Origin of the sequence: Bradyrhizobium yuanmingense, from assembly GCF_029167105.1 — a bacterium.
Classification (GTDB): domain Bacteria; phylum Pseudomonadota; class Alphaproteobacteria; order Rhizobiales; family Xanthobacteraceae; genus Bradyrhizobium; species Bradyrhizobium yuanmingense_A.
Window position 1 is genome coordinate 87,798 of sequence record NZ_JARFML010000022.1, and the last position, 19,100, is coordinate 106,897.

The window sequence follows — 19,100 nt, forward strand, 5'->3', positions numbered from 1 at the left end:
CACCCCTTAAGTGCGACACGATAAATGCAGTGACAAGCATTTCAAGGGGCGCCACTCAACTGACTTTCACCAACCGATCACGCAATCAACGCAAAACGGTGGCTTGAATGAGAACCGCCCTTGTCTTCGGGCCAACCGGCTTCATCGGCTCGCATTTGCTGCGCGACCTGTTGGGCAGTCCCGACTATTCGCAGGTTGTGGCGGTGGCCCGCAAGCCGCTGGCGGTGAGCGATCCGAAGCTCACGGTGCTGATCGGCGATCTCGCTTCCCTGCCCGCACTCAAGCCGCAACTGGTTGCGGACGAGGTCTTCATCGCGCTGGGGACGACGCGCAAGCACACGCCTGACGAGGCCGGGTACTACAAAATCGATCACGATTATCCGCTGCTCGCGGCCGAGATCGCCAAAGCGAACGGCGCGCGCTCGGTGTTTCTGGTCACGGCCGTTGGCGCCAACGCCGCTTCCGGCGTGTTCTATCTCAGGACCAAGGGCGAGGTGGAGCGCGACATTCTCGCGCTCGATTTCGAGCACACGCATATTTTCCGCCCGTCGATGATCCTCGGGGCGCGCGACGAGGACCGCCCGCGTGAACGCCTCATCATCACGATATGGAGCGTGCTCAATCCGCTGCTCGTCGGCCCGGCCGACCGCTATCGCGGGCTCGCCGGGAGCGACATCGCGCACGCCATCGCCAAAGCAGCGCGGCATCAAACCGAGAAGGTGCAGATCTATCATTGGAAGGAGATGGCGGCGCTGCTTCGAACGTGACGCAGTCCGGGCCGAACCTTCACGCACATTTGCCTCGGCCCCCTGCCCCTCCTCTCCTTTTCCTGCTATCTCCTACCCCGCCGTCCCGGCCCAAAGCAAAACCCTCCGTCCACAGGGAGCAACAACCATGCGATACCTCCACACCATGCTGCGCGTGCGCAATCTCGATGTCGCGCTGAAGTTCTACCAGGATGCGCTGGGGCTGAAGGAGGTGCGGCGGATCGAGAACGACAAGGGGCGGTTCACACTGGTGTTCCTGTGCTCGGCGGACGATCTCGAAGCCCTGAAGAAGCAGCCGCCGACGCGCGGGGCGCCGCTGGTCGAGCTCACCTATAATTGGGACGAGGAGAAGTATGGCGAGGACCGCTTCTTCGGCCATCTCGCATATGAGGTCGACGACATCTATGCCACCTGCGAGAAGCTGATGAAGGCGGGCGTCACCATCAACCGTCCGCCGCGCGACGGCAACATGGCCTTCGTCCGCTCACCGGACTTGCACTCGATCGAGCTGCTGCAGAAGGGCGATCCGAAGCCGCCGCAGGAGCCGTGGACGTCGATGCCCAATACCGGCCACTGGTAGAAACTTCGCGCAGGAACAAGCGCTTGCCGGCGGCGTTCTCCTTTCACGAAACCGATTGGAGGAGGATGCGATGGCGAGAGGGCTGTTGCTTTGGATGATTGGCGTGCCGATCCCGGTGATCATTCTGTTGTGGCTGTTCTTCGGCCGCTGAGCGAAAAGCTTGAACTTTGCAAGGAAAGCTCCGCCGCGTGCGGAGCTTTTTGCATGACGGGCGCGATGCAATCGCGCATCGCCCGGCGCGCCGAATTCCGCTATCACCCGCAGCAAGCGACAATGCGGGGAGACGCTTCATGCCTGACACCAAGCTGACGATCTGGGGCCGCGCCAACTCGGTCAACGTGCAGAAGGTGCTGTGGTGCTGCACCGAACTCGGCCTCGCTTACGAGCGCATCGACGCCGGCATGCAATACTGCAAGACGCGCGAGGCCGATTATCTCGCGATGAATCCCAACGCGCGGATCCCGACGCTGGTCGAGGGCGACTTCGTGCTGTGGGAGTCCAACTCGATCATGCGCTACCTCTGCCTTGCGCATGGCCGCGGCACGCCGATCTACCCCGAGGCGCCGAAGCAGCGCGCCTCGGTCGACCGCTGGCTCGACTGGACGCTGTCGACGGTGCAGCCGGTCGACCGCCCGGTGTTCTGGGGCATCGTCCGCACCGCGCCCGCCGAGCGCGACATGATCCAGGTGCAGCGCGATGCCGATGCCGCCGCCGAGGTCTGGGCCATCGCCGACCGCCTGCTCGCCACGCGCCGCTTCTTCGAAGGCGATGCGTTCACGCTCGCTGACATCGCGATCGGATCCTATGCGCGGCGCTGGCTCGGGGTCGAAGGCATCAGCCGGCCGGCCCAGCCGCACCTGACGCGCTGGCTCGCCGAGCTGGGCAAGCGGCCCGGATTTGCGCAATTCGTCGCACCGCCGATGTCGTGAGCCGGCGACGCCGCTCAAGCCGCGGTGAGGACGCGCATAATCGTCGTTCCGGCGCATGCCCCGCGGCGTTACGGCAGCGCTTGACGGCTACTGTGCATGGGGTTGTTTTCGCGGTTTTGTTTCGAGGCCTTAGCGCCAGCCGCGCTCGACCAGCAGCACGACGATGATCAGCAGCAGTGTCACCGCGGCCGTTGCCAGCCGCGCGGTCCAGCTGAGGCCGCGGCCGACCCACCAGAGCAGCGCGCAATACATCAGCACGGGGACGATGATGTCGAGCCGCACCAGATCCGCGGGCATGGGCATTCAGCGCCGGATGCCGGTGTCGACGCTGGTCGAGCCGCCGAGCTTGACGCAGGTCCCGGTGCCCTCGGCCATCACGAAGCCCGGGCCGTAGGAGGCGCACGCGCCTGCCCTCCCCTTGCCGGCCGTGCTGCCGTTCAGCGGCAGCGCCTTGCCGGCCTGCGGCGGCTCCGCAGGCGGCAGGCGCAGGCTCTCAGCCGCGGTCGCGGACGTGGCCAGCAGGGAGAATAGGATGAGGAGCGGCGTGCGCATCGCCGCCTTGTAGCCCGGGCCGGCCGCGCGCGCCATGGCGGCGCGACTAGAGGAACCTGACGCCGGCCGACTTGCCGCGGCGCCAGACCACTTGGCAGCTCCGCCCGGTTCGCGCATCGCGTGCGAAGGCCATCCGGATCACGCCGGGAAGCTGGCTAGCGTCCTCGTCGAGGGTGATCTTGGCGCCCGAATCCGAGATGTCCTGGACCAGGCAGTGCCGCGCGGCGAAGCCGCCGTCCAGCGTGATCCAGGCGTGCTGCGACAGCAGCTTGCGGGCTGCGCGCTTCTTCGGCGGTGGCATCGGCAAAATCTCCCCGACCAGCGCTACGCAGGGAACGCTAACAAACCGTTGAAATCGCCTCCGAATGATCCCGGGCTCGCGGCTATCCACCGGAGCCAAAAGACCATTCCCGAACGGCTTGCCCGACAGCGCAAAGGCCACTATACGTTCGCCCGCTGCAAGCCGCCGGGCCCTGTCCGGCCGGCCAGCGGCCGTGCCGGGCCAATCGGCAGGGCCCTGAGTTTGCTCCCTTCGTCTATCGGTTAGGACGCCACCCTTTCACGGTGGAGAGAGCGGTTCGATTCCGCTAGGGAGCGCCAGAGGCGCAAGCCGCCGCGGCAGCATGAACCCTCGCCCCTCGCTCCGCCCCATGGTTCGGCTTTGAACTCGCTCCGGACGGGTTGATCTGGATGGCGGTCAAGCTTGCCGCGGCGTCGGCGCACTGGCGTTGCTATTGGCGTTCTTCGGATCGCGGCAGGTCTCATGCGGTCACATGGCGCCTGCCAAGGACCTTATGCCGCGCATCCTGGACATCATTGTCCAGCGCCATTTACCGAAAATTTACCCCAGCTCTTGGGCAGCAGTATCACTTGCTTAGAGTTTGATCGGTACCGTGGAATTACGGAAAAACCCCGAACCCCCCGGTCAGCGCTCATGTCCGTCGCAGACTTCCTCAGGCAGCGAGCAGTGGAGGTTGCGGTCAGCGGCAGCTACTCGCTGCCCCGCTGGTACGATTGCGAGGGCAAGCTCCGCAGCTTCGCCTGCCGGACCAAGCGCGTCTCGCCGTTCCGGATGATCGTGGACGTGCCCGTGGTCGGCAAGGTCGGCGAGCGCTTGACCTCCTACTTCGAGGATTTCGGCGAATTCCAGGGCACCATCAGCGCGACGCTGAAGGCGGGCTTCCTAATGGAGCTCGAGATGACGCGGGCGCGGCGCGCCTGGATGTCGGAAAAGCTGACATGGCTCGAGAAGAAGCAGAAGGATGCCAGCGTTCGGGAGCTGCGGCGTGACGCGCGTTTGGTTCCGCAGGTCTCGCACACCGTGCTGACCCTCGCGGACGGCAGCAGTCACCCGTGCTTCATCATCGACGTCTCGACGGCCGGCGTCGCGGTGTCCTCCGAGTACGATCCGGCGATCGGAACCCCGCTTGCGGTCGGCGCCTGCGTCGGGCGGGTGATCCGAAAGTTCGACCACGGCTTTGCGGTCAAGTTCGCCGAAAAGCAGGACCGGGACGACCTCACCCGCCTGATCGTCCGCGCGCCCTTGCTGAAGTCGGCCTGAATTCGCCGCCCTATAGCGGCCCCAATGCCGGATCAACTTTTGCAGGTCTGTGCCTCGGGCCGGACGTCATTTTGCAGACTTGCGATCGGGGGACCGAATGGCAGTCGACAAGATCACGGTCGATAAGATCAAGCTTGGCAAGATCACCTGGGACAGGGTCGGCCGGGTCACCGAGCCCGGACGCTACATGTACACGTTCGGCTGGCTCACCATCACCGCCGGCGATCTCGAGATCTGGAAGCGATACCCGCAGGCCGCGTTCACGCTGCTGGCACAGCATTCCGAGTCAAACGAGTTCGCCGGCGAGGAATTCCATCTCGGCGCCTTCGACATTGCACCCGACGCGCCGCCTGCGATCACCACGCACTGACCAGACGAAGGCCAGCGGCCGGTCCGCTGCGTTTCGAGCGAGGCCATCGCACCCGCGGATCGGCCGCCGGGCTAGGTACGCCCAGGAATCGAGGAATCCCGCGCATTTCCTTGAGCTCGCTTGCAAATCTCGATCCGCAGCGCGCCGGGCAATCGTTGCCGTGACTGGCGAGCTTCTGCCATCATGCAATTGATTGCATTCGCATTCTACTCCCCACAAGGAGCCCGGATGAACGGCAGCTGTCGCACGCCTTCAGGGAGCCGACAGCCGGCGCATGACACATGGTCGCATCGGTGAACGTAGATAAGCGGACCAAGGGAACCTATTTTCGGCGCCAATGTACCTGATCGAAGCGCTCCCCACCGTCGTCGGAACTGCCGCTATCGCCCCGGCGCTGCTGTTGCTCTGGCTCGTCATCGCCGCCGAGGAACGCCCGGGACCGCCGGCTCAGGTCTGGACCGCATTCCTGTTAGGGGCGGCCAGCATCTCACTGCTGGGCCTCGCCCGCGCCCCCTTCGCCAAGATGGTCGCCGCCCCCGACGATCCCTGGGCGGCGCTCGCCATGCATTCGATCTTCGGCGTCGCGCTGCCCGAGGAGGCCGTCAAGGTGCTCGCCATCGTGCTGGTCTCCTCGACCAAGCGACGCACCTTTGCCAATCCGATGGACACCGTTGTCTACGGCGCCGCGGTCGGCCTCGGCTTCGCCGCCTACGAGAATCTCGCCTACCTGGTCCAGCACGCCGACATGTGGCGCTCGCTCGCCGCGCTGCGCAGTGTCCTGACCGTCCCCTTCCATGGTGCGCTCGGCATCATCGCCGGCGCCTACCTGACCATCGCGCGCGCCGGGACGGCGCTCGGCGCAAACCGCCACCATCGCGATTGGGCACGTCTCTCCAGCCGGCTGTTGATCTTCGGTGGCCCGCTCGCGCTGCATACGGCCTTCGACTTCCCGCTGCTGACGCTCCAGCGCATGCCCGATCTCGATCCGACACTCCGCATGTGGTTGGGCGCTGCGAGCCTGCTGATCGGCTTCGGCTCGATCGCCTTCGCCATCCGCCTGGTCCGGCGCGTCGCGCGCCACCACGCGCCGCGAACCGATGTCGCGCGCGAGCGGCTCAGCCAGCTGCGCCGGATGTGGGCGCTGCTGCTCGCCGGCGGCGGCATCGGCTTCGTCGGGCTCGCCTTCGTCCTGACCTCGATCCATCACTGGCTGATCAACCCCGAGCGCAACCTGACGCTGGCGCTGATTCCGATCGGTTTCGTCTCGATCCTGCTCGGCCTTGCGCTTCTGATTGTCACATCGGCGATCTACATTCTCGGCCGCAACCGCATTCGCACCAACGCAGAAGGCTTTTCGTCGGCGCCCGGCGGCACTTGATCCAACGCATGGCGAACCCGCGACAGGCCCACTAGATTGGGACGCAATCCTCTCGTCCGGAGCCAGACGATGACATCGCCCGATCAATTTTCCCGCCTGCAATCCGAGATGAACCAGGCGGTCAAGGCGCATTGGAAGGCTTTTCTGTTCGAGGGGATCCTGCTTGCCGTCCTCGGCATTGCCGCGCTCGTCCTGCCGCCGCTCGCCAGTCTTGCGACCGCGATCTTCCTCGGCTGGATGTTCCTGATCGGCGGCATCGGCGGGCTCATCGCGACCTATTGGGCGCGCAGCACGCCGGGCTTCTGGTGGTCGCTGATTTCGGCTGCGCTGGCCGTTCTCGCCGGCTTGCTGCTGCTGGCCCGGCCGATGCAGGCCGTGCTGACGCTGACCATCGTGCTCGGCGCCTATTTCCTCGCCGAGGGCGTCGCCACCATCATGTACGCGCTGGAACACCGCCGAGAGCTCAGCGGCCGCTGGTCGTGGCTGCTGATCTCGGGCCTCGTCGACATCGCGATCTCGTTCATGGTGATCACGGGACTGCCGAGCTCGGCGGAGTGGGCCATTGGCGTCCTCGTCGGCATCAACCTGCTGTTCGGCGGCGCCACCCTGATCGGCATGGCGCTGGCGGCACGCAACGGCAACACCTGAGGCGCCTCGTCGCTCCACATCCTGATAGGGGGTGACAAGGCGTCAGCGGCACGCTATATCGCCTTCCCATGATCACCGTCGCCACCAGCTATTTTTGGTATTTTAGCTACGACAGCTCGCTGGCGGCGGGAGGATCGCGCTCAATCTAAAACATTGCAGCAAACGTCCGAACAGCCGCCAGACCTGGCGGCTTTTTTATTGGCCGGCAGGTTCTAGAACAGACAGGAGCCCGCCGTGCTGAGCACGACCGACGATCTTCGTATCCGCGAACTGAAAGAGCTGAGCACGCCGGAAGAGGTGATGCGGGAAGTCCCGCGCACGCTCACTGCGACGCGTGTGGTGATGGCCGCGCGCAACGCCATCCATGCCATCCTGAGCAATCAGGACGACCGCCTTCTGGTCGTCGTCGGCCCCTGCTCGGTGCATGATCCCAAGGCGGCGCTCGACTACGCCGAGCGCCTGGCAAGACTGCGCGAGGATCTCGCCGATCAGCTCGAAATCGTGATGCGGGTCTATTTCGAGAAGCCGCGCACCACGGTCGGCTGGAAGGGCCTGATCAACGATCCCGATCTCGACGGCAGCTTCGACATCAACAAGGGGCTACGGCTTGCGCGGAACGTGCTCGCGGCGGTGAACAATCTCGGCCTGCCCGCCGGCACCGAGTTTCTCGACATGACGACACCGCAATACATCGCCGACCTCGTCTCCTGGGCTGCGATCGGCGCGCGCACCACCGAGAGCCAGATCCATCGCGAGCTGGCTTCGGGCCTGTCCTGCCCGGTCGGCTTCAAGAACGGCACCGACGGCAATGTGCGGATCGCGGCCGATGCGGTGAAATCAGCCTCGCATCCCCATCATTTCATGGCCGTCACGAAGCTCGGCCGCTCGGCGATCGCCTCGACCGCCGGCAACGAGGACTGCCACATCATCCTGCGTGGCGGCAGCAAGCCGAATTATGACGCGGCAAGCATTGCGGCAGCCTGCAACGAGCTAACGAAATCCGGCGTCGCGCCGCTGGTGATGGTGGATGCGAGCCACGCCAATTCGAGCAAGAAGCCGGAGAACCAGCCGCTGGTGATGGCGGACATTGCCGGCCAGATCTCAGGCGGCGAAAACCGCATCATGGGCGTGATGATCGAGAGCAATCTCGTTGCCGGCCGCCAGGATGTCGTGCCGGGCAAGCCGCTTACCTATGGGCAGAGCATCACCGACGGTTGCATCGACTGGGCAACGACGTCGAAGACGCTCGAGCAGCTCGCCGACGCCGTCGAAATCCGCCGCAACATCCGGCGCGCCGGACTGCACGAGAGGTCAGCCTGACGGATGACGAGCTTAGGATGGCTCATTCCTCACCTCTCCCCGACGGGGAGAGGTGAAAGCCTCAGCAGCCGCGGCAGATGCTCTTGATCTTCTTGTCGAGCGCCTGGTTTTCCTTGCTGAGCGGATCGTTCGGATCGCTCAGATTCTTCTCGCTGGGCACATCGCTGGCACGCGGCTGGCGATGACCGACCGGCGCCGGCAACACCGATCCGGACGATGCGCCGCTCGATGTCGATCCCTTCGAGCCGCCGGTCTGCGCAACAGCCGCGCCGCCAAGCAAGACCACGAGCGATACTGCCAGCATGATCTTCGTCATGTCCATTTCTCCATTCTCAAATCGGCGTCCATGCCGTCGCCACTCACGTTTCGGGCGGATAGAGATGAACGTCGCCGCAATAGTCGACGATACGATAGCGCGTTTCTGATTCCGCTTCACTTGTCTCGTTTGCGGTATTTTTCACCGCCGACACGTAATTCGGACCCACCGGCGACTTGCCGGCACCGCCGGGAATGTCGATGACATAGTCCGGCTGACACAGGCCCGACACCCGCCCGCGCAACTGCCGCATCAAGGCCTGCCCCTCTGCCAACGTCGTTCGCAGATGCGCCGTTCCCGGGGCGAGATCGCCGTGATGCAGATAATAGGGCTTGATCCGGCATTCGACGAAAGCTCGCATCAAATCTGACAGAGCGGCGATGTTATCGTTGACCCCGCGCAAAAGCACAGACTGGCTCACCAGGGGAATTCCAGCATCGACGAGCCGCGCGCAGGCATCACGCGCGGCCCCCGTCAGTTCGCGCGCGTGATTGGCGTGCACCGCGACCCAGGTGGCCGCGCCCGCAACCTTCAGGGCTGCAACCATCTCTGCGCTGACGCGCGCGGGTTCGGCCACCGGGACACGGGTGTGGAGACGGATGATCTTGACGTGATCGATGGCCGCAAGGTCGGCCATGATCTCGCTCATCCGCCGCGGCGACAGCATCAGGGGATCGCCGCCGGTCAGGATCACTTCCCAGATCTCGTCATGCGACCGGATGTAGTCGATCGCGGTGCGATAGGCGCTCTCCGACAGCGCATTCTCCTTGCCGGGCCCGACCATCTCGCGGCGGAAGCAGAAGCGGCAATAGACCGCGCAGACATGCACGAGCTTGAACAGCACGCGGTCGGGATAGCGGTGCACGATTCCCGCCACCGGCGAATGCGGGTGATCGCCGATCGGATCGGCATTCTCGCCCGGCTGCGCCTCGAGCTCGGCCGAAACAGGAACGAATTGCCGCGCGATGGGATCGTTGGGATCCGTCGCATCGATCAACCCGACCAGATCAGGCGTGATCGCCACGGCATAGCGCGCAGCGACGCGTTCGAGCGCCGGCAGCGCCGATGCGGGCGCCAGGCCCTCGGCTACCAGCTCGGCAGGTTCGCGTAGAGTGCGTGCAAGGTTCGTCTTTGTCATCTCTCATCCGCAGGCGGTGTCCACACCACCTGATCAATTCGTGTGGCGCCGCTCGCCAGCATCACCAGCCGGTCGAAGCCGAGCGCGACACCGCTCGCCTCCGGCATTGCGGCGACCGCCGCCAGAAAATCCTCGTCGAGCGGATAGGCTTCGCCATAGCGGCGCTGCTTCTCCGTCATGGATTCCGTGAAGCGTTTGCGCTGCTCCTCGGCATCGGTCAGCTCTCCAAAGCCGTTGGCGAGCTCGACGCCGCAGGCATAGATCTCGAAACGTTCGGCGACCCTCGGATCGTCCGTCTTCACCCGCGCCAGCGCCGCTTCTGGAGATGGGTATTCGAACAGGATGGTCAAACGCCCCTGCCCCAGCTGCGGCTCGACGTGCTCGACCAGCACCTTGCTGAAGATGTCCGACCAGGTGTCGTCCTCGGCGACACGGACCTTACCGGCTGCCGCCGCGGCGAGCGCCGCACGGTTACCCTCGCCGCCCGAGATTGTCGACAGCAGGTCGACGCCGGCGAACTGCGCGAAGGCGCCCGCGACCGTCAGGAGCTCCGGCTCGGCGAAGGGATCGGCGGTCCGGCCGCGGAAGGAGAAGGTTCCGATCCCGGTCGCCTGCGCCGCTCGGGCGATCACGACGACGCAATCGGCCATGATTGCATCATAGGGCGCTCCCGCCCGGTACCATTCCAGCATGGTGAATTCGGGCAGATGCAGGTCGCCGCGCTCGCGGTCCCGGAACACCCGTGCGAACTCGAAAATCCGCATCTCGCCCGCCGCCAGCAGCTTCTTGCAGGCGAATTCGGGTGAGGTGCGCAGGTATCGGCTGGCCCGGCTGCCGTCGGGCCGCATGATCTCGGTCCTGGGGGCGTGCAGATGGGTCTCGTTGCCCGGAGAGACCTGGAGAACGGAGGTTTCGACCTCCACAAACCCCTGTTCGGCGAAAAACCCCCGCAAAGCTCCGGTCACGGCGCCCCTGGCCTGGAGGAACGGCCGTCGATCGAGGTGGCGCGCGGGCGACCAAAACGACGACATTGGCTTGTCCCCAGCCATCAACCGACCGCCCCAGCCGGCAGCAAAATGCTGGCATCCAACGGCAAAATCAGTATGTTGCGGCCCGAAACGGGTGCCGAGGTCCGATTTGAGGCCCCAAGTCCCCCAGCAATTCGACCACGTCCTGGCTGGTGCCGGGCCAAGCAAGCAGGAAATACAGCTTTGAGAGTCATCGCCAGTTCTATTCGCAAGGGCAACGTGATCGAGCAAGACGGCAAGCTCTATGTCGTCGTGAGCGCCGAGAACATCCATCCCGGCAAGGGAACCCCGGTCAGCCAGATCGAAATGCGCCGAATCTCGGACGGGGTAAAGATCTCGGAACGCTACAAGACCACCGACCAGGTCGAAAAGGCCACCATCGAAGAGCGCAACTACACCTTCCTTTACGAAGATGGCGATGGCTACCACTTCATGAACCCCGAGACCTACGACCAAGTTCAGGTTTCCAAGGACGTCGTCGGCGACGCGGCCGCGTATCTTCAGCCGGACATGACCGTCAAACTGTCGATGCATGACACCAATCCGGTGTCGATCGCACTGCCGCAGCGCGTGACGCTGGAAGTGGTGGAGACCGAGCCGGTGACCAAGGGCCAGACCGCCTCCTCCTCCTACAAGCCGGCGGTGCTGTCCAACGGCGTGCGCACCACCGTGCCGCCGCACATTTCGGTCGGCACGCGCATTGTGGTGATGACCGAAGACGGCTCCTACTCCGAGCGTGCCAAGGACTAAGCGAGCCATCGAGGATCGGAACAGGTACCGCCGGGAGGCGAAGCAGTGGGCAGGAACAGTCTCCGCTTCGTCTCGCTTCTCCTGGCGTTGCCGTCGCTTCTCGTTGCCGCACCGCTCGCTGCGGACGAGTTCCGCAGCCCCTCGCTGACGGCCCTGCGCATCGAGTGGCGCGCGGCGCTCGACCAGCTGCGCAGCGAGATCAACAGCCGTCCCCAGATTGCGGGCGACTTCATCTTCGCGCCCCGTCGCTCGGTGCCGCGCTACGATCCGCGCGCGATGCCCGCACTGGTGCAGCTCAACGCGGTCTCCTCGCGCTTCTTCACCGGCATTACCCGAAGTCCCGTCCCCGTGCTGCTGCCGTTCGACGCCGCCGCGTATCTCGACGCGCAGCGCAGCGGCGCGCCGGCGACGCTCGCGCTGTCGCGCTACCAGGCCGACTTCAATCCCGTCGACATGTTCGATGCCGGTCCCGCCGGCTACAGCGCGACCTTCTCGCTCGAGCCCGGCGCCGGTGACGGCATGCCGAGCCGGGTGTACGCAAAGCCCGTCCAGGTGCATATCACGGGCTCGGCGCTGATCTACGACATCGCCGATCCGGCCGGGGGCAAGGGCGAGCCAGTCAAGCCGCTCGCCGCGACCTACCCGGATCTGCGCAGGTTCATCCGGGAAGGCTATGTGCGCTACGCCTTCACCCGCTTCGGCGCCGCCTATGTGGTCTCGATCCAGTGCCTCGACAGTGTCGCAAGGCCACGGCGGCTCGCCTGCAAGGAGGCCTATCCGGTCGCCGAGCGCTTCCTGAAGGCGCTGCGCGTCGCAGGGGGCCAGCGCATGCGGCCCCTGGCGGATATTGCGTCCAACATTATCGACCGCCCCGCGGTGCGTTCACCGGATTTCAGCTACCGGCCGAGCGGCGACATCATTCCGAACACCGGCTACCGCAAGCAGGGCGGTCATCCCGACGCCATGGCCTATGCCCAGATCCGCTTTCCCTTGGAAAAGGCGCCCGCCTTCGTGCGCTCCCAATCCTTCGGCAAGCGCGACAAGAGCGAAGGCCCGACCGCCTATCCCTGGCGCGACAATTTCTGCGAGTCGCGCAGTTTCGAGGTGTGGCAATGCGGCGGGGGTTACGGCCACCAGGGCGAGGACATCCGCGCCGCCGACTGCCCGCCGCCCGGTGAAGGCCGCGAGCCGTGCGATCCCAAGCGGCGCGGCGTCGTCGCCGTGCGTGACGCAATCGTCATCCGTGGAGCCAAGGACCAGGCCGCAACGCTTCAGGTCAATAGCCGCACCGAGCACATTCGTTTCCGCTACATGCACATGAATCCGCATGCGATGAACGCCGATGGCGTGCTCAACGGCCGCATCGTCACCGAAGGCGAGAAGATCGGCGTGATCTCGAACTACCTCGACCGTCCCGCGGGCACCTCGATGCACCTGCATTTCGACGTCCAGGTGTTCACCCGCGATGGCTGGATCTGGGTCAGTCCCTACGTGACGCTGGTCTCGGCCTATGAACGGCTGATCCGCGCGCGCGGCCGCGAGATCGGCCCGGAGATCGCGGTCACGGCGCAGCCGGTGGCCCATGCGCTGCCGGAAGACGTGCTCAAGCCTGACTTGCGCGAGGGAGCGGGCGGCGAGGAGAACTGACAGCGTACTGGTTCGTTGCTGGAGCGGGCAGGACGCATCTGGTCTGGTCGCGCTCGCCCCCGCTCGAACGAAGAAGGATGGGTTGATGAGTGTCGGACTGATCGGTCTTCTCGACGATATCGCGGGGATCGCAAAGGTGGCTGCAGCCTCGCTCGACGATGTCGCTAGCCAGGCAGCCAAGGCAGGCACAAAGGCGGCTGGCGTGGTCATCGACGATGCGGCGGTCACGCCGAACTACGTCATCGGTTTCGCTTCGAAACGCGAGCTGCCGATCGTCGGCAAGATCGCGGTCGGATCGCTACGCAACAAACTGCTGATCTTGCTGCCGATTGCCCTGCTGCTCGGCTATTTCCTTCCCGCTGCGGTCACGCCGCTGCTGATGCTGGGCGGCGCCTTTCTCTGCTATGAGGGCGCCGAAAAGGTGCTCGAAGCCGTGATGCCGCATCATGCGCACCAGCACGAAGCTCAGCTCGAGCCGATTGCGTTGAATGCCCAGTCGGTCGAGGACGAGAAGGTCGCTGGCGCCATCAAGACGGATTTCATCCTGTCGGCGGAGATCATGGCGATCACGCTGGCGGCCCTCCCGGCGGGCAGCATCTGGACGCAGGCGCTGGTGCTGGCGCTGGTCGGCCTCTTCATCACCGTTGGCGTCTATGGCGTGGTGGCCCTGATCGTGAAAGCGGACGATGCCGGCATGGCCCTCGCGCGGTTCGACGGCGCCTCGCTCGCCGGCGGCGCGATCCGATTGCTTGGACGCGCGCTCGTCCGCGGCATGCCCGTTTTCCTGGCGGTGCTGAGCACGATCGGCACCGCCGCCATGATCTGGGTCGGCGGTGGCATCATCCTGCACGGCATCGAGAAGTACGGCCCACCCGCGATCGGCCACACGGTCCATGCCATAACCGAGGCTGCCGCACATCTTCTTCCATCCGTTGCCGGCATCGTCGAATGGTCGGTCGAGGCAGCCATCTCGGGTGCGCTTGGACTGCTCGTCGGCGCGGTTGCCATTCCGGTCGTCCAATACGGGCTAGCGCCGGCCTGGAAGCGGTTGAGACGATCGCGATCGGCTTGAGCACAGCCATTGCGGATGACGCGCGCAGCCTATTCCAGGAACGTCGTCAGCTGCGCGCCCTCATCCGCCACGAACACCGCGATCAATTCCGCCGGCTCGGTCATGCTGGCATTGGCCGAGACCAGATGCGTCGAGCCCGGCGGTTCGAAGAAGGACTGGCCGACGCCGAACGTCTCGACCGGGCCGCCGCCGAGCTGCGAGCGGATCTCGCCCTTGGTGATGTAGGCGGTGACGGAGCCGGAGTGACGATGCGGCCGCGAAAACCCGCCCGGACCATAGGACACGCGCACGATGGTAACGCGCTTGCCGGGCACGTTCGGAAGCGCGTAGGAGCCGATCGGCTCGACCTTGTCGAGCGGCGAGCCCTCCGCCGCCGTCGCGCAGAGCGGCGCGAGGGCGCTGGACACGCTGTCGATCGTCACCGGCAGAGCCTTGCCGATCGCAAGCGCACAGACAAATCCTGCTAGGACCGCAAACGCGGCCGAACGTGACGGCGCCGGACATTGCACGGCCGAAAGGCTCATCGCTGTCATCGTGATCTTCCCCTCTCTCCGTCAGGACGAAGCTGCAACGGCGGCCGCCGGCCGCTGTGCAGGCGTCCAGCGAAACGCCGCGCCAAACCGGTTCCAGACGTTGATCGAGGCGACCGCCGAGGTCAGGTAGGTCAGTTCAGTCTCGGAGAATTCGCCGGACGCTTCCGCGTAGACCTCCTCGCTGACGCCGTCCGGCAGACAGGTCAGCGCCTCGGCCCAGGCGAGCGCAGCCCGCTCGCGCGGCGAAAAGATCGGCGCCTCGCGCCAGACCGCGAGCAGATGAAGCTTGTCGAGGGGAACGCCGATCCGTTCCGACAGCAGGACGTGGTGCTGAACGCAGAACGCGCAGCCGTTGATCTGCGAGGCGCGCAGCTTGACCAGCTCGAGCAGCTGCTTGTCGAGGCCGGCCTTGGCCGCAAGCTGGCCCAGCGCCAGCACCAGATCAAACGCATCGGGCGCGATCCGCTTGAAATCTTCGTATTCGCTGCGGGCGTGTGCCATTGCCATTCACCTCGGCATATTATAAGAGCTCAGATACATTATAAGAGTTCTTATATGTTCGCAAGACGATTGTCATGACATTGCAATCGGGCCGCAAGGCCGCTGCAGCCGGCGCGGTGCATGTCCCGGCACCGGGCGAAGGCAAGCGCGGCGAGCAAGGCTATCTCGGCTACCTGCTGCGCCAGGCCAACGCCGCGGTTCGCCTGACGATGGAGCGCACGCTCGCCGATCTCGGCGTGACCTCGCCGCAATTCGCGGTGCTGACGATGCTGAACGCCTATCCGGGCTTATCGGGGGCCGATGTCGCCCGCCTCACCTTCCTGACGCCCCAGACCGTCGGCGTCATCATCCGCAATCTCGAACGCGACGGCGCGATTGCGATGACGCCTCATCCCGTTCACGGCCGCATCCAGCAATGGACGCTGACTCCGCGCGGCGCGACACTTCTGAAGGCGTGCCGGCAGCGTGTGCTCGAATTGGAGAAGCGGCTCGCTCGCAATCTGGATTCAAAGGCGGAAACCACGATCCGGCGTTGGCTTGCCGGAATCGCGGCTGACCTGCAGGAGGAGTAGGCGACTGCGGCCCCTGGTGCTACCCGCCTTTCAAGGCGTTCTTGACTGCGCCGTCCGGCCAGCTCTGGTCGGCCGCGATCACCCGCACGCGGGTCTGGTCGGCGGGATTGACCAGCACGTGCGAATTCACCCGCTCACCGCTCGGCTCCAGACGCAGATCGGTTTCGGGCTTCCAGCTCAGCGTCGTCGCGAGGTCGCCGGGAAAGATCTTCCATTGCGATCCGTCTTCGAGTTCGACGATATGGCTTTCGGCATGTGTGCGTATCTTCATTCCACCCCGATGCTTCGATGAACAGGAAGGACGGCCCGACCATGGCCGGCTCTTCTCCTCGTCCTGGCGTGGAGGGAATGCGGGAGTGCAGCACTTGTTCCGGTGGGAACGACCGACGGGGTCGGGCCGAGTTGACGCACGCGGCCGTTTCGGAACCGACTCACGCGTGCCATGTTTCCGGCTAGAATGTGCCCATGAAGCACACTGATTCCTCGCCCCGTCACACACGCCGCGCCCTGCTCCAATCGACGCTCGGCGCAGCCGCTTTGCTCGCGCTTCCCACCCGCGCCCTCGCCGCGCCTGCCGGCTTCGACGAATGGCGCGAGAGCTTTCGTACGCGCGCGATGGCAAAAGGCATTTCCGCCGCGACATGGCAGCGCGCGATGGGACGGGTCGAACCGGACATGAGCGTGTTCGCGCAGATGCGCAACCAGCCCGAATTCCGCGAGCAGGTTTGGCAGTACATCAACCGCCGCGTCTCGGACTGGCGCATCATCAACGGCAAGATCGCGCTGAAGAACAACGAGGCGCTGTTCGCACGCATCGAGCGCGATTTCGGGGTCGAGCGCGGCACGCTGCTGGCGCTATGGGGCGTCGAGTCCGCCTATGGCGATCCGCTGGTGCAGCAGAACCACATGAGGCCGGTGTTTCCCTCGCTCGCCGCGCTCGCCTGGAACGAGCCGCGCCGCAAGGCCTATTGGGAGACCGAGCTGATCAATGCACTGCGCATCGTCGACAAGGGCTGGTCCGCGCCGGAGGACATGCGCGGATCATGGGCCGGCGCGATGGGCCATTCGCAATGGATGCCGGAGGTCTGGCTCAATGTCGGCATCGATTATGACGGCGACGGCAAGGTCTCGCCGTTCGGCAAGCCCGACGATGCGCTGGGCTCGACCGCGAAATATCTCGTCAATCGCGGCAAGTGGCACCGCGGCGAGCACTGGGGCTACGAGGTGCGTGCGCCCGCCAACATCAGCGGCAGCCGGACCTATGCGGCCTGGCAGGCGGCCGGCGTGACGCGTGCCGACGGCCAACCATTTCCGCAGCCCAACGCATCCGCGCAGATGTGGGCGCCGGTTGCGGGCGGACCGACCTTCCTGCTCGGGCCGAATTTCTACTCGGTGAAGAGCTACAACCCTTCCATGAACTACGCACTGGCGATCTGCCATCTCGGGGATCGCTGCCTGGGAGCCCCGCCCTTCATCCAGCCCTTCCCGGGCTCCGAGCGTGCGTTGACGCTCGCCGAGGTGCAGGAGATGCAGACGCGCCTGACCAAGGCCGGCTTCGACACCGGCGGCACCGACGGCCGCGTCGGCAACGACACCATGAAAGCGGTCAAGGAGTTTCAGCAGAAGGTCGGGATCGCCCCCGCCGATGGCTACGGCGGACTCAAAGTGCTGGCCAAGCTGCGGCAAACCAACTAGCACGGACGGAAGCGCCGGCGCTGGCGCTTTCCCCGCAGCTGCAGCGGCACTCAAGCCGCGTTTCGCTGTTCTGTCAGCTTCAGCAGTTCGTCGACGAGGTCATCCACGGCACGCTCGGCCGCGGCAATGGACGCCTGCAACCGATCGTCGGCGAATTCGTCGTACTCGACTGCGATGCAGTGGAAGGCCGTGATCCCGATGAAAGCAAACACGTCCCGGACGGCTCCTTCGACATGATTGACGGCGGCCATACGCCCGCCCGGATCGTACCCGTAGTCTCCGCGCGAGCCGAGCAGGACAAGACGCTTGTCCATGTCCGCTAGCAGCTGCGAATATGGATTGTCCGGACATGATCGGTCGAAGCCGAATGTGCGTCCGACCCGAACAACGTTGTCTATGTATGCCTTGAACTGCGCTGGCACACCGAAATTGTACATTGGCACGCCCGCGACGATCAGATCAGCTGAGATCAACTCGTCGACCAGCGCATCGCTTTCCGCCAAAGCCTCTCTCATCCATGGCTCGCGTCGATCGGGCTTCGCGAAGGCCGCCTTGACCCAGTCGTCCGTCACCGGACTCGGTGCGAAGCGACCGAGGTCGCGGCTGACGACGCGACCCCCCGGCCGCGACTGTAGCCATCGTTGGACGAAACGCTGAGTCAGACGCCTGGTGTGCGAACCGCGCGGATTTTCATCTGAAGGCTCGAACCGCGCGCTTGAATCGATTTGTAGCAGTTGCATTGCAAAACTCCTCTCATCTGTTTGCCCAATAGATCGGTTCAGGCCCCGTCGTTGACAAACGAAAGTTGCTCAGCTTATGGATGAACTGCATTCATCCTCGAGTTCGCGATGAGAAGGCTTCCTCCGCTGGCGGGATTGCGTGCATTTGAAGCGGCGGCACGTCACCTCAGCTTCAAGCGCGCCGCCGATGAGCTTCACGTCACGCCGACCGCGATCAGCCATCAAGTGCGACAGCTGGAGCAGACGGTCGGAGTCAGGCTGTTCGAGCGCCGGACGCGGCAGGTTCTGCTCACCGCGGAAGGTCAGGTCCTGCTTCCGGTCCTGCGCGACGGCTTTGATGCGTTTGCGCGTGTTCTGGAGGGATTGAGCCGGAAGCGACGCCGGGCGGTGGTCACACTTTCGGCGACGCCGGCTTTCACAGCCAAATGGCTGGTGCCGCGTCTTGCTGGGCTCCGAAAGAGCAGAGCCGACATTGATCTCACATTGCTTGCGACCTTGGAGGCGGTCGATCTCAATTCGACCGCGGACCTCGCGCTTCGCTACGGTTCCGGTCCTTATCCCGATCTGATTGCCGAGCCGCTCACGGTCGATCGTTTCGCGCCGGTGGTCAGTCCGCGCTTGGGCATCCGAAGACCGAGCGACCTGCGCTCAGCAACGCTGCTACATTTCGACTGGCACCGTCGTGATGCCCGAAATCCGACCTGGCGGCGCTGGCTCAAGACGGCCGGCATTAACGACGTTGATGCGCGCGCCGGCGTGCGTTTCAGCGATGAAACCCATGCCATCCAGGCAACCGTCGCCGGCGCTGGTGTCGCTTTGCACAGTCTTGTGCTCGTCGCCGACGAACTTTCGCGGGGAACGCTGGTCGCACCATTCGGGCCGGAGCTGGAAGGCTTTTCGCTGCACTTGGTCCGCAGCCGCGACCGGCCGCTCACCGAGCCGGTCGAGGCTGTACGACACTGGCTGAAGTCAGAGTTCGACGCGGCCCGGTGATGCGCAGCGC

24 protein-coding genes and 1 tRNA gene are annotated in these 19,100 nt (G+C 64.9%); 15 read left to right on the forward strand and 10 right to left on the reverse strand.

Going from position 1 to position 19,100, the window contains the following annotated elements; genetic code table 11:
• The first annotated feature begins 107 nt into the window (after positions 1 to 107).
• From P0R31_RS26180 to P0R31_RS26190, 3 genes are all read left to right on the forward strand, one after another.
• The gene (locus P0R31_RS26180; protein WP_275517208.1) at positions 108 to 767 is read left to right on the forward strand and encodes an oxidoreductase; all 660 of its coding nucleotides are present in this window, start codon (positions 108 to 110) and stop codon (positions 765 to 767) included.
• A gap of 127 nt (positions 768 to 894) precedes the next feature.
• Complete coding sequence (locus P0R31_RS26185) at positions 895 to 1,347, forward strand: VOC family protein (RefSeq protein ID WP_275517210.1); 453 nt, start codon at positions 895 to 897, stop codon at positions 1,345 to 1,347.
• A gap of 290 nt (positions 1,348 to 1,637) precedes the next feature.
• Entirely contained in the window at positions 1,638 to 2,276 is a 639-nt protein-coding gene (locus tag P0R31_RS26190) for a glutathione S-transferase family protein (protein WP_275517211.1), read from the forward strand.
• Positions 2,277 to 2,405: 129 nt separating this feature from the next.
• On the opposite strand, the gene P0R31_RS26195 is transcribed toward P0R31_RS26190, so the two are convergent.
• The 3 genes from P0R31_RS26195 to P0R31_RS26205 are packed head-to-tail and all read right to left on the reverse strand — an operon-like array spanning position 2,406 to position 3,129.
• Positions 2,406 to 2,573, reverse strand: a complete 168-nt coding sequence (locus tag P0R31_RS26195) for a hypothetical protein (RefSeq protein ID WP_042336342.1) — start codon at positions 2,571 to 2,573, stop codon at positions 2,406 to 2,408.
• A 6-nt stretch (positions 2,574 to 2,579) separates the two neighbouring features.
• Positions 2,580 to 2,828, reverse strand: a complete 249-nt coding sequence (locus P0R31_RS26200; protein ID WP_275517213.1) for a hypothetical protein — start codon at positions 2,826 to 2,828, stop codon at positions 2,580 to 2,582.
• Positions 2,829 to 2,874: 46 nt separating this feature from the next.
• The gene (locus tag P0R31_RS26205; RefSeq protein WP_197952920.1) at positions 2,875 to 3,129 is read right to left on the reverse strand and encodes a PilZ domain-containing protein; all 255 of its coding nucleotides are present in this window, start codon (positions 3,127 to 3,129) and stop codon (positions 2,875 to 2,877) included.
• A 224-nt stretch (positions 3,130 to 3,353) separates the two neighbouring features.
• On the opposite strand from P0R31_RS26205, the gene P0R31_RS26210 reads away from it, so the two are divergent.
• The 6 genes from P0R31_RS26210 to P0R31_RS26235 all read left to right on the forward strand — a co-directional run bounded on the left by P0R31_RS26210 (position 3,354) and on the right by P0R31_RS26235 (position 8,105).
• Positions 3,354 to 3,428 (forward strand) — tRNA-Glu (locus P0R31_RS26210).
• A gap of 334 nt (positions 3,429 to 3,762) precedes the next feature.
• A complete protein-coding gene (locus P0R31_RS26215; protein ID WP_275517214.1) occupies positions 3,763 to 4,389 on the forward strand; it encodes a PilZ domain-containing protein in 627 nt (208 codons plus the stop codon).
• A gap of 97 nt (positions 4,390 to 4,486) precedes the next feature.
• Positions 4,487 to 4,759 carry a hypothetical protein gene (locus tag P0R31_RS26220; RefSeq protein ID WP_275517216.1) on the forward strand — a complete coding sequence of 91 codons (273 nt, stop codon included), beginning with the start codon at positions 4,487 to 4,489 and terminating at the stop codon, positions 4,757 to 4,759.
• A 337-nt stretch (positions 4,760 to 5,096) separates the two neighbouring features.
• Entirely contained in the window at positions 5,097 to 6,137 is a 1,041-nt protein-coding gene (locus P0R31_RS26225) for a PrsW family glutamic-type intramembrane protease (RefSeq protein WP_275517217.1), read from the forward strand.
• A gap of 69 nt (positions 6,138 to 6,206) precedes the next feature.
• Positions 6,207 to 6,785, forward strand: coding sequence for an HdeD family acid-resistance protein (locus tag P0R31_RS26230; RefSeq protein WP_275517219.1), 579 nt, complete (start codon positions 6,207 to 6,209; stop codon positions 6,783 to 6,785).
• A 234-nt stretch (positions 6,786 to 7,019) separates the two neighbouring features.
• Positions 7,020 to 8,105 (forward strand): 3-deoxy-7-phosphoheptulonate synthase, encoded by a 1,086-nt coding sequence (locus tag P0R31_RS26235; RefSeq protein ID WP_275517220.1) that lies wholly within the window; start codon positions 7,020 to 7,022, stop codon positions 8,103 to 8,105.
• A 61-nt stretch (positions 8,106 to 8,166) separates the two neighbouring features.
• Here the strand turns inward: P0R31_RS26235 and P0R31_RS26240 are convergent, their stop codons facing one another.
• From P0R31_RS26240 to epmA, 3 genes are read right to left on the reverse strand one after another with little or no spacing between them, the layout of a single operon-like run.
• The gene (locus tag P0R31_RS26240) at positions 8,167 to 8,421 is read right to left on the reverse strand and encodes a hypothetical protein (protein ID WP_035999808.1); all 255 of its coding nucleotides are present in this window, start codon (positions 8,419 to 8,421) and stop codon (positions 8,167 to 8,169) included.
• A gap of 43 nt (positions 8,422 to 8,464) precedes the next feature.
• Entirely contained in the window at positions 8,465 to 9,559 is a 1,095-nt protein-coding gene (locus P0R31_RS26245) for a lysine-2,3-aminomutase-like protein (protein WP_275517221.1), read from the reverse strand.
• A complete protein-coding gene (gene epmA, locus P0R31_RS26250; RefSeq protein ID WP_275517222.1) occupies positions 9,556 to 10,608 on the reverse strand; it encodes an EF-P lysine aminoacylase EpmA in 1,053 nt (350 codons plus the stop codon). Before epmA ends, P0R31_RS26245 begins: the two co-directional genes overlap by 4 nt.
• Positions 10,609 to 10,770: 162 nt before the next feature.
• Here epmA and efp point away from each other — a divergent pair, with 162 nt between their 5' ends.
• The 3 genes from efp to P0R31_RS26265 all read left to right on the forward strand — a co-directional run bounded on the left by efp (position 10,771) and on the right by P0R31_RS26265 (position 14,056).
• Positions 10,771 to 11,337: an elongation factor P gene (gene efp, locus P0R31_RS26255; RefSeq protein ID WP_028136595.1), complete on the forward strand. Its 567-nt coding sequence runs from the start codon at positions 10,771 to 10,773 to the stop codon at positions 11,335 to 11,337.
• A 45-nt stretch (positions 11,338 to 11,382) separates the two neighbouring features.
• Complete coding sequence (locus P0R31_RS26260) at positions 11,383 to 12,984, forward strand: M23 family peptidase (protein WP_275517223.1); 1,602 nt, start codon at positions 11,383 to 11,385, stop codon at positions 12,982 to 12,984.
• Positions 12,985 to 13,069: 85 nt separating this feature from the next.
• A complete protein-coding gene (locus P0R31_RS26265) occupies positions 13,070 to 14,056 on the forward strand; it encodes a DUF808 domain-containing protein (protein ID WP_275517224.1) in 987 nt (328 codons plus the stop codon).
• 29 nt (positions 14,057 to 14,085) lie between these two features.
• Here P0R31_RS26265 and P0R31_RS26270 read toward each other — a convergent pair whose 3' ends face one another.
• Positions 14,086 to 14,589: a cupin domain-containing protein gene (locus P0R31_RS26270; protein ID WP_275517226.1), complete on the reverse strand. Its 504-nt coding sequence runs from the start codon at positions 14,587 to 14,589 to the stop codon at positions 14,086 to 14,088.
• 21 nt (positions 14,590 to 14,610) lie between these two features.
• Complete coding sequence (locus P0R31_RS26275; protein ID WP_225130391.1) at positions 14,611 to 15,090, reverse strand: carboxymuconolactone decarboxylase family protein; 480 nt, start codon at positions 15,088 to 15,090, stop codon at positions 14,611 to 14,613.
• A gap of 74 nt (positions 15,091 to 15,164) precedes the next feature.
• Between P0R31_RS26275 and P0R31_RS26280 the strand changes: the two genes are divergently transcribed.
• A complete protein-coding gene (locus P0R31_RS26280; RefSeq protein ID WP_275517228.1) occupies positions 15,165 to 15,662 on the forward strand; it encodes a MarR family winged helix-turn-helix transcriptional regulator in 498 nt (165 codons plus the stop codon).
• Between the two features lie 19 nt (positions 15,663 to 15,681).
• On the opposite strand, the gene P0R31_RS26285 is transcribed toward P0R31_RS26280, so the two are convergent.
• Positions 15,682 to 15,933, reverse strand: a complete 252-nt coding sequence (locus P0R31_RS26285; protein WP_275517229.1) for a hypothetical protein — start codon at positions 15,931 to 15,933, stop codon at positions 15,682 to 15,684.
• A gap of 194 nt (positions 15,934 to 16,127) precedes the next feature.
• Here P0R31_RS26285 and P0R31_RS26290 point away from each other — a divergent pair, with 194 nt between their 5' ends.
• Positions 16,128 to 17,357, forward strand: coding sequence for a lytic murein transglycosylase (locus P0R31_RS26290; RefSeq protein WP_275517230.1), 1,230 nt, complete (start codon positions 16,128 to 16,130; stop codon positions 17,355 to 17,357).
• A 50-nt stretch (positions 17,358 to 17,407) separates the two neighbouring features.
• On the opposite strand, the gene P0R31_RS26295 is transcribed toward P0R31_RS26290, so the two are convergent.
• Positions 17,408 to 18,097, reverse strand: a complete 690-nt coding sequence (locus P0R31_RS26295; RefSeq protein ID WP_275517231.1) for an FMN-dependent NADH-azoreductase — start codon at positions 18,095 to 18,097, stop codon at positions 17,408 to 17,410.
• Between the two features lie 108 nt (positions 18,098 to 18,205).
• On the opposite strand from P0R31_RS26295, the gene P0R31_RS26300 reads away from it, so the two are divergent.
• Positions 18,206 to 19,090, forward strand: a complete 885-nt coding sequence (locus tag P0R31_RS26300; RefSeq protein ID WP_430516862.1) for a LysR substrate-binding domain-containing protein — start codon at positions 18,206 to 18,208, stop codon at positions 19,088 to 19,090.
• The last annotated feature ends 10 nt before the right edge of the window (positions 19,091 to 19,100 follow it).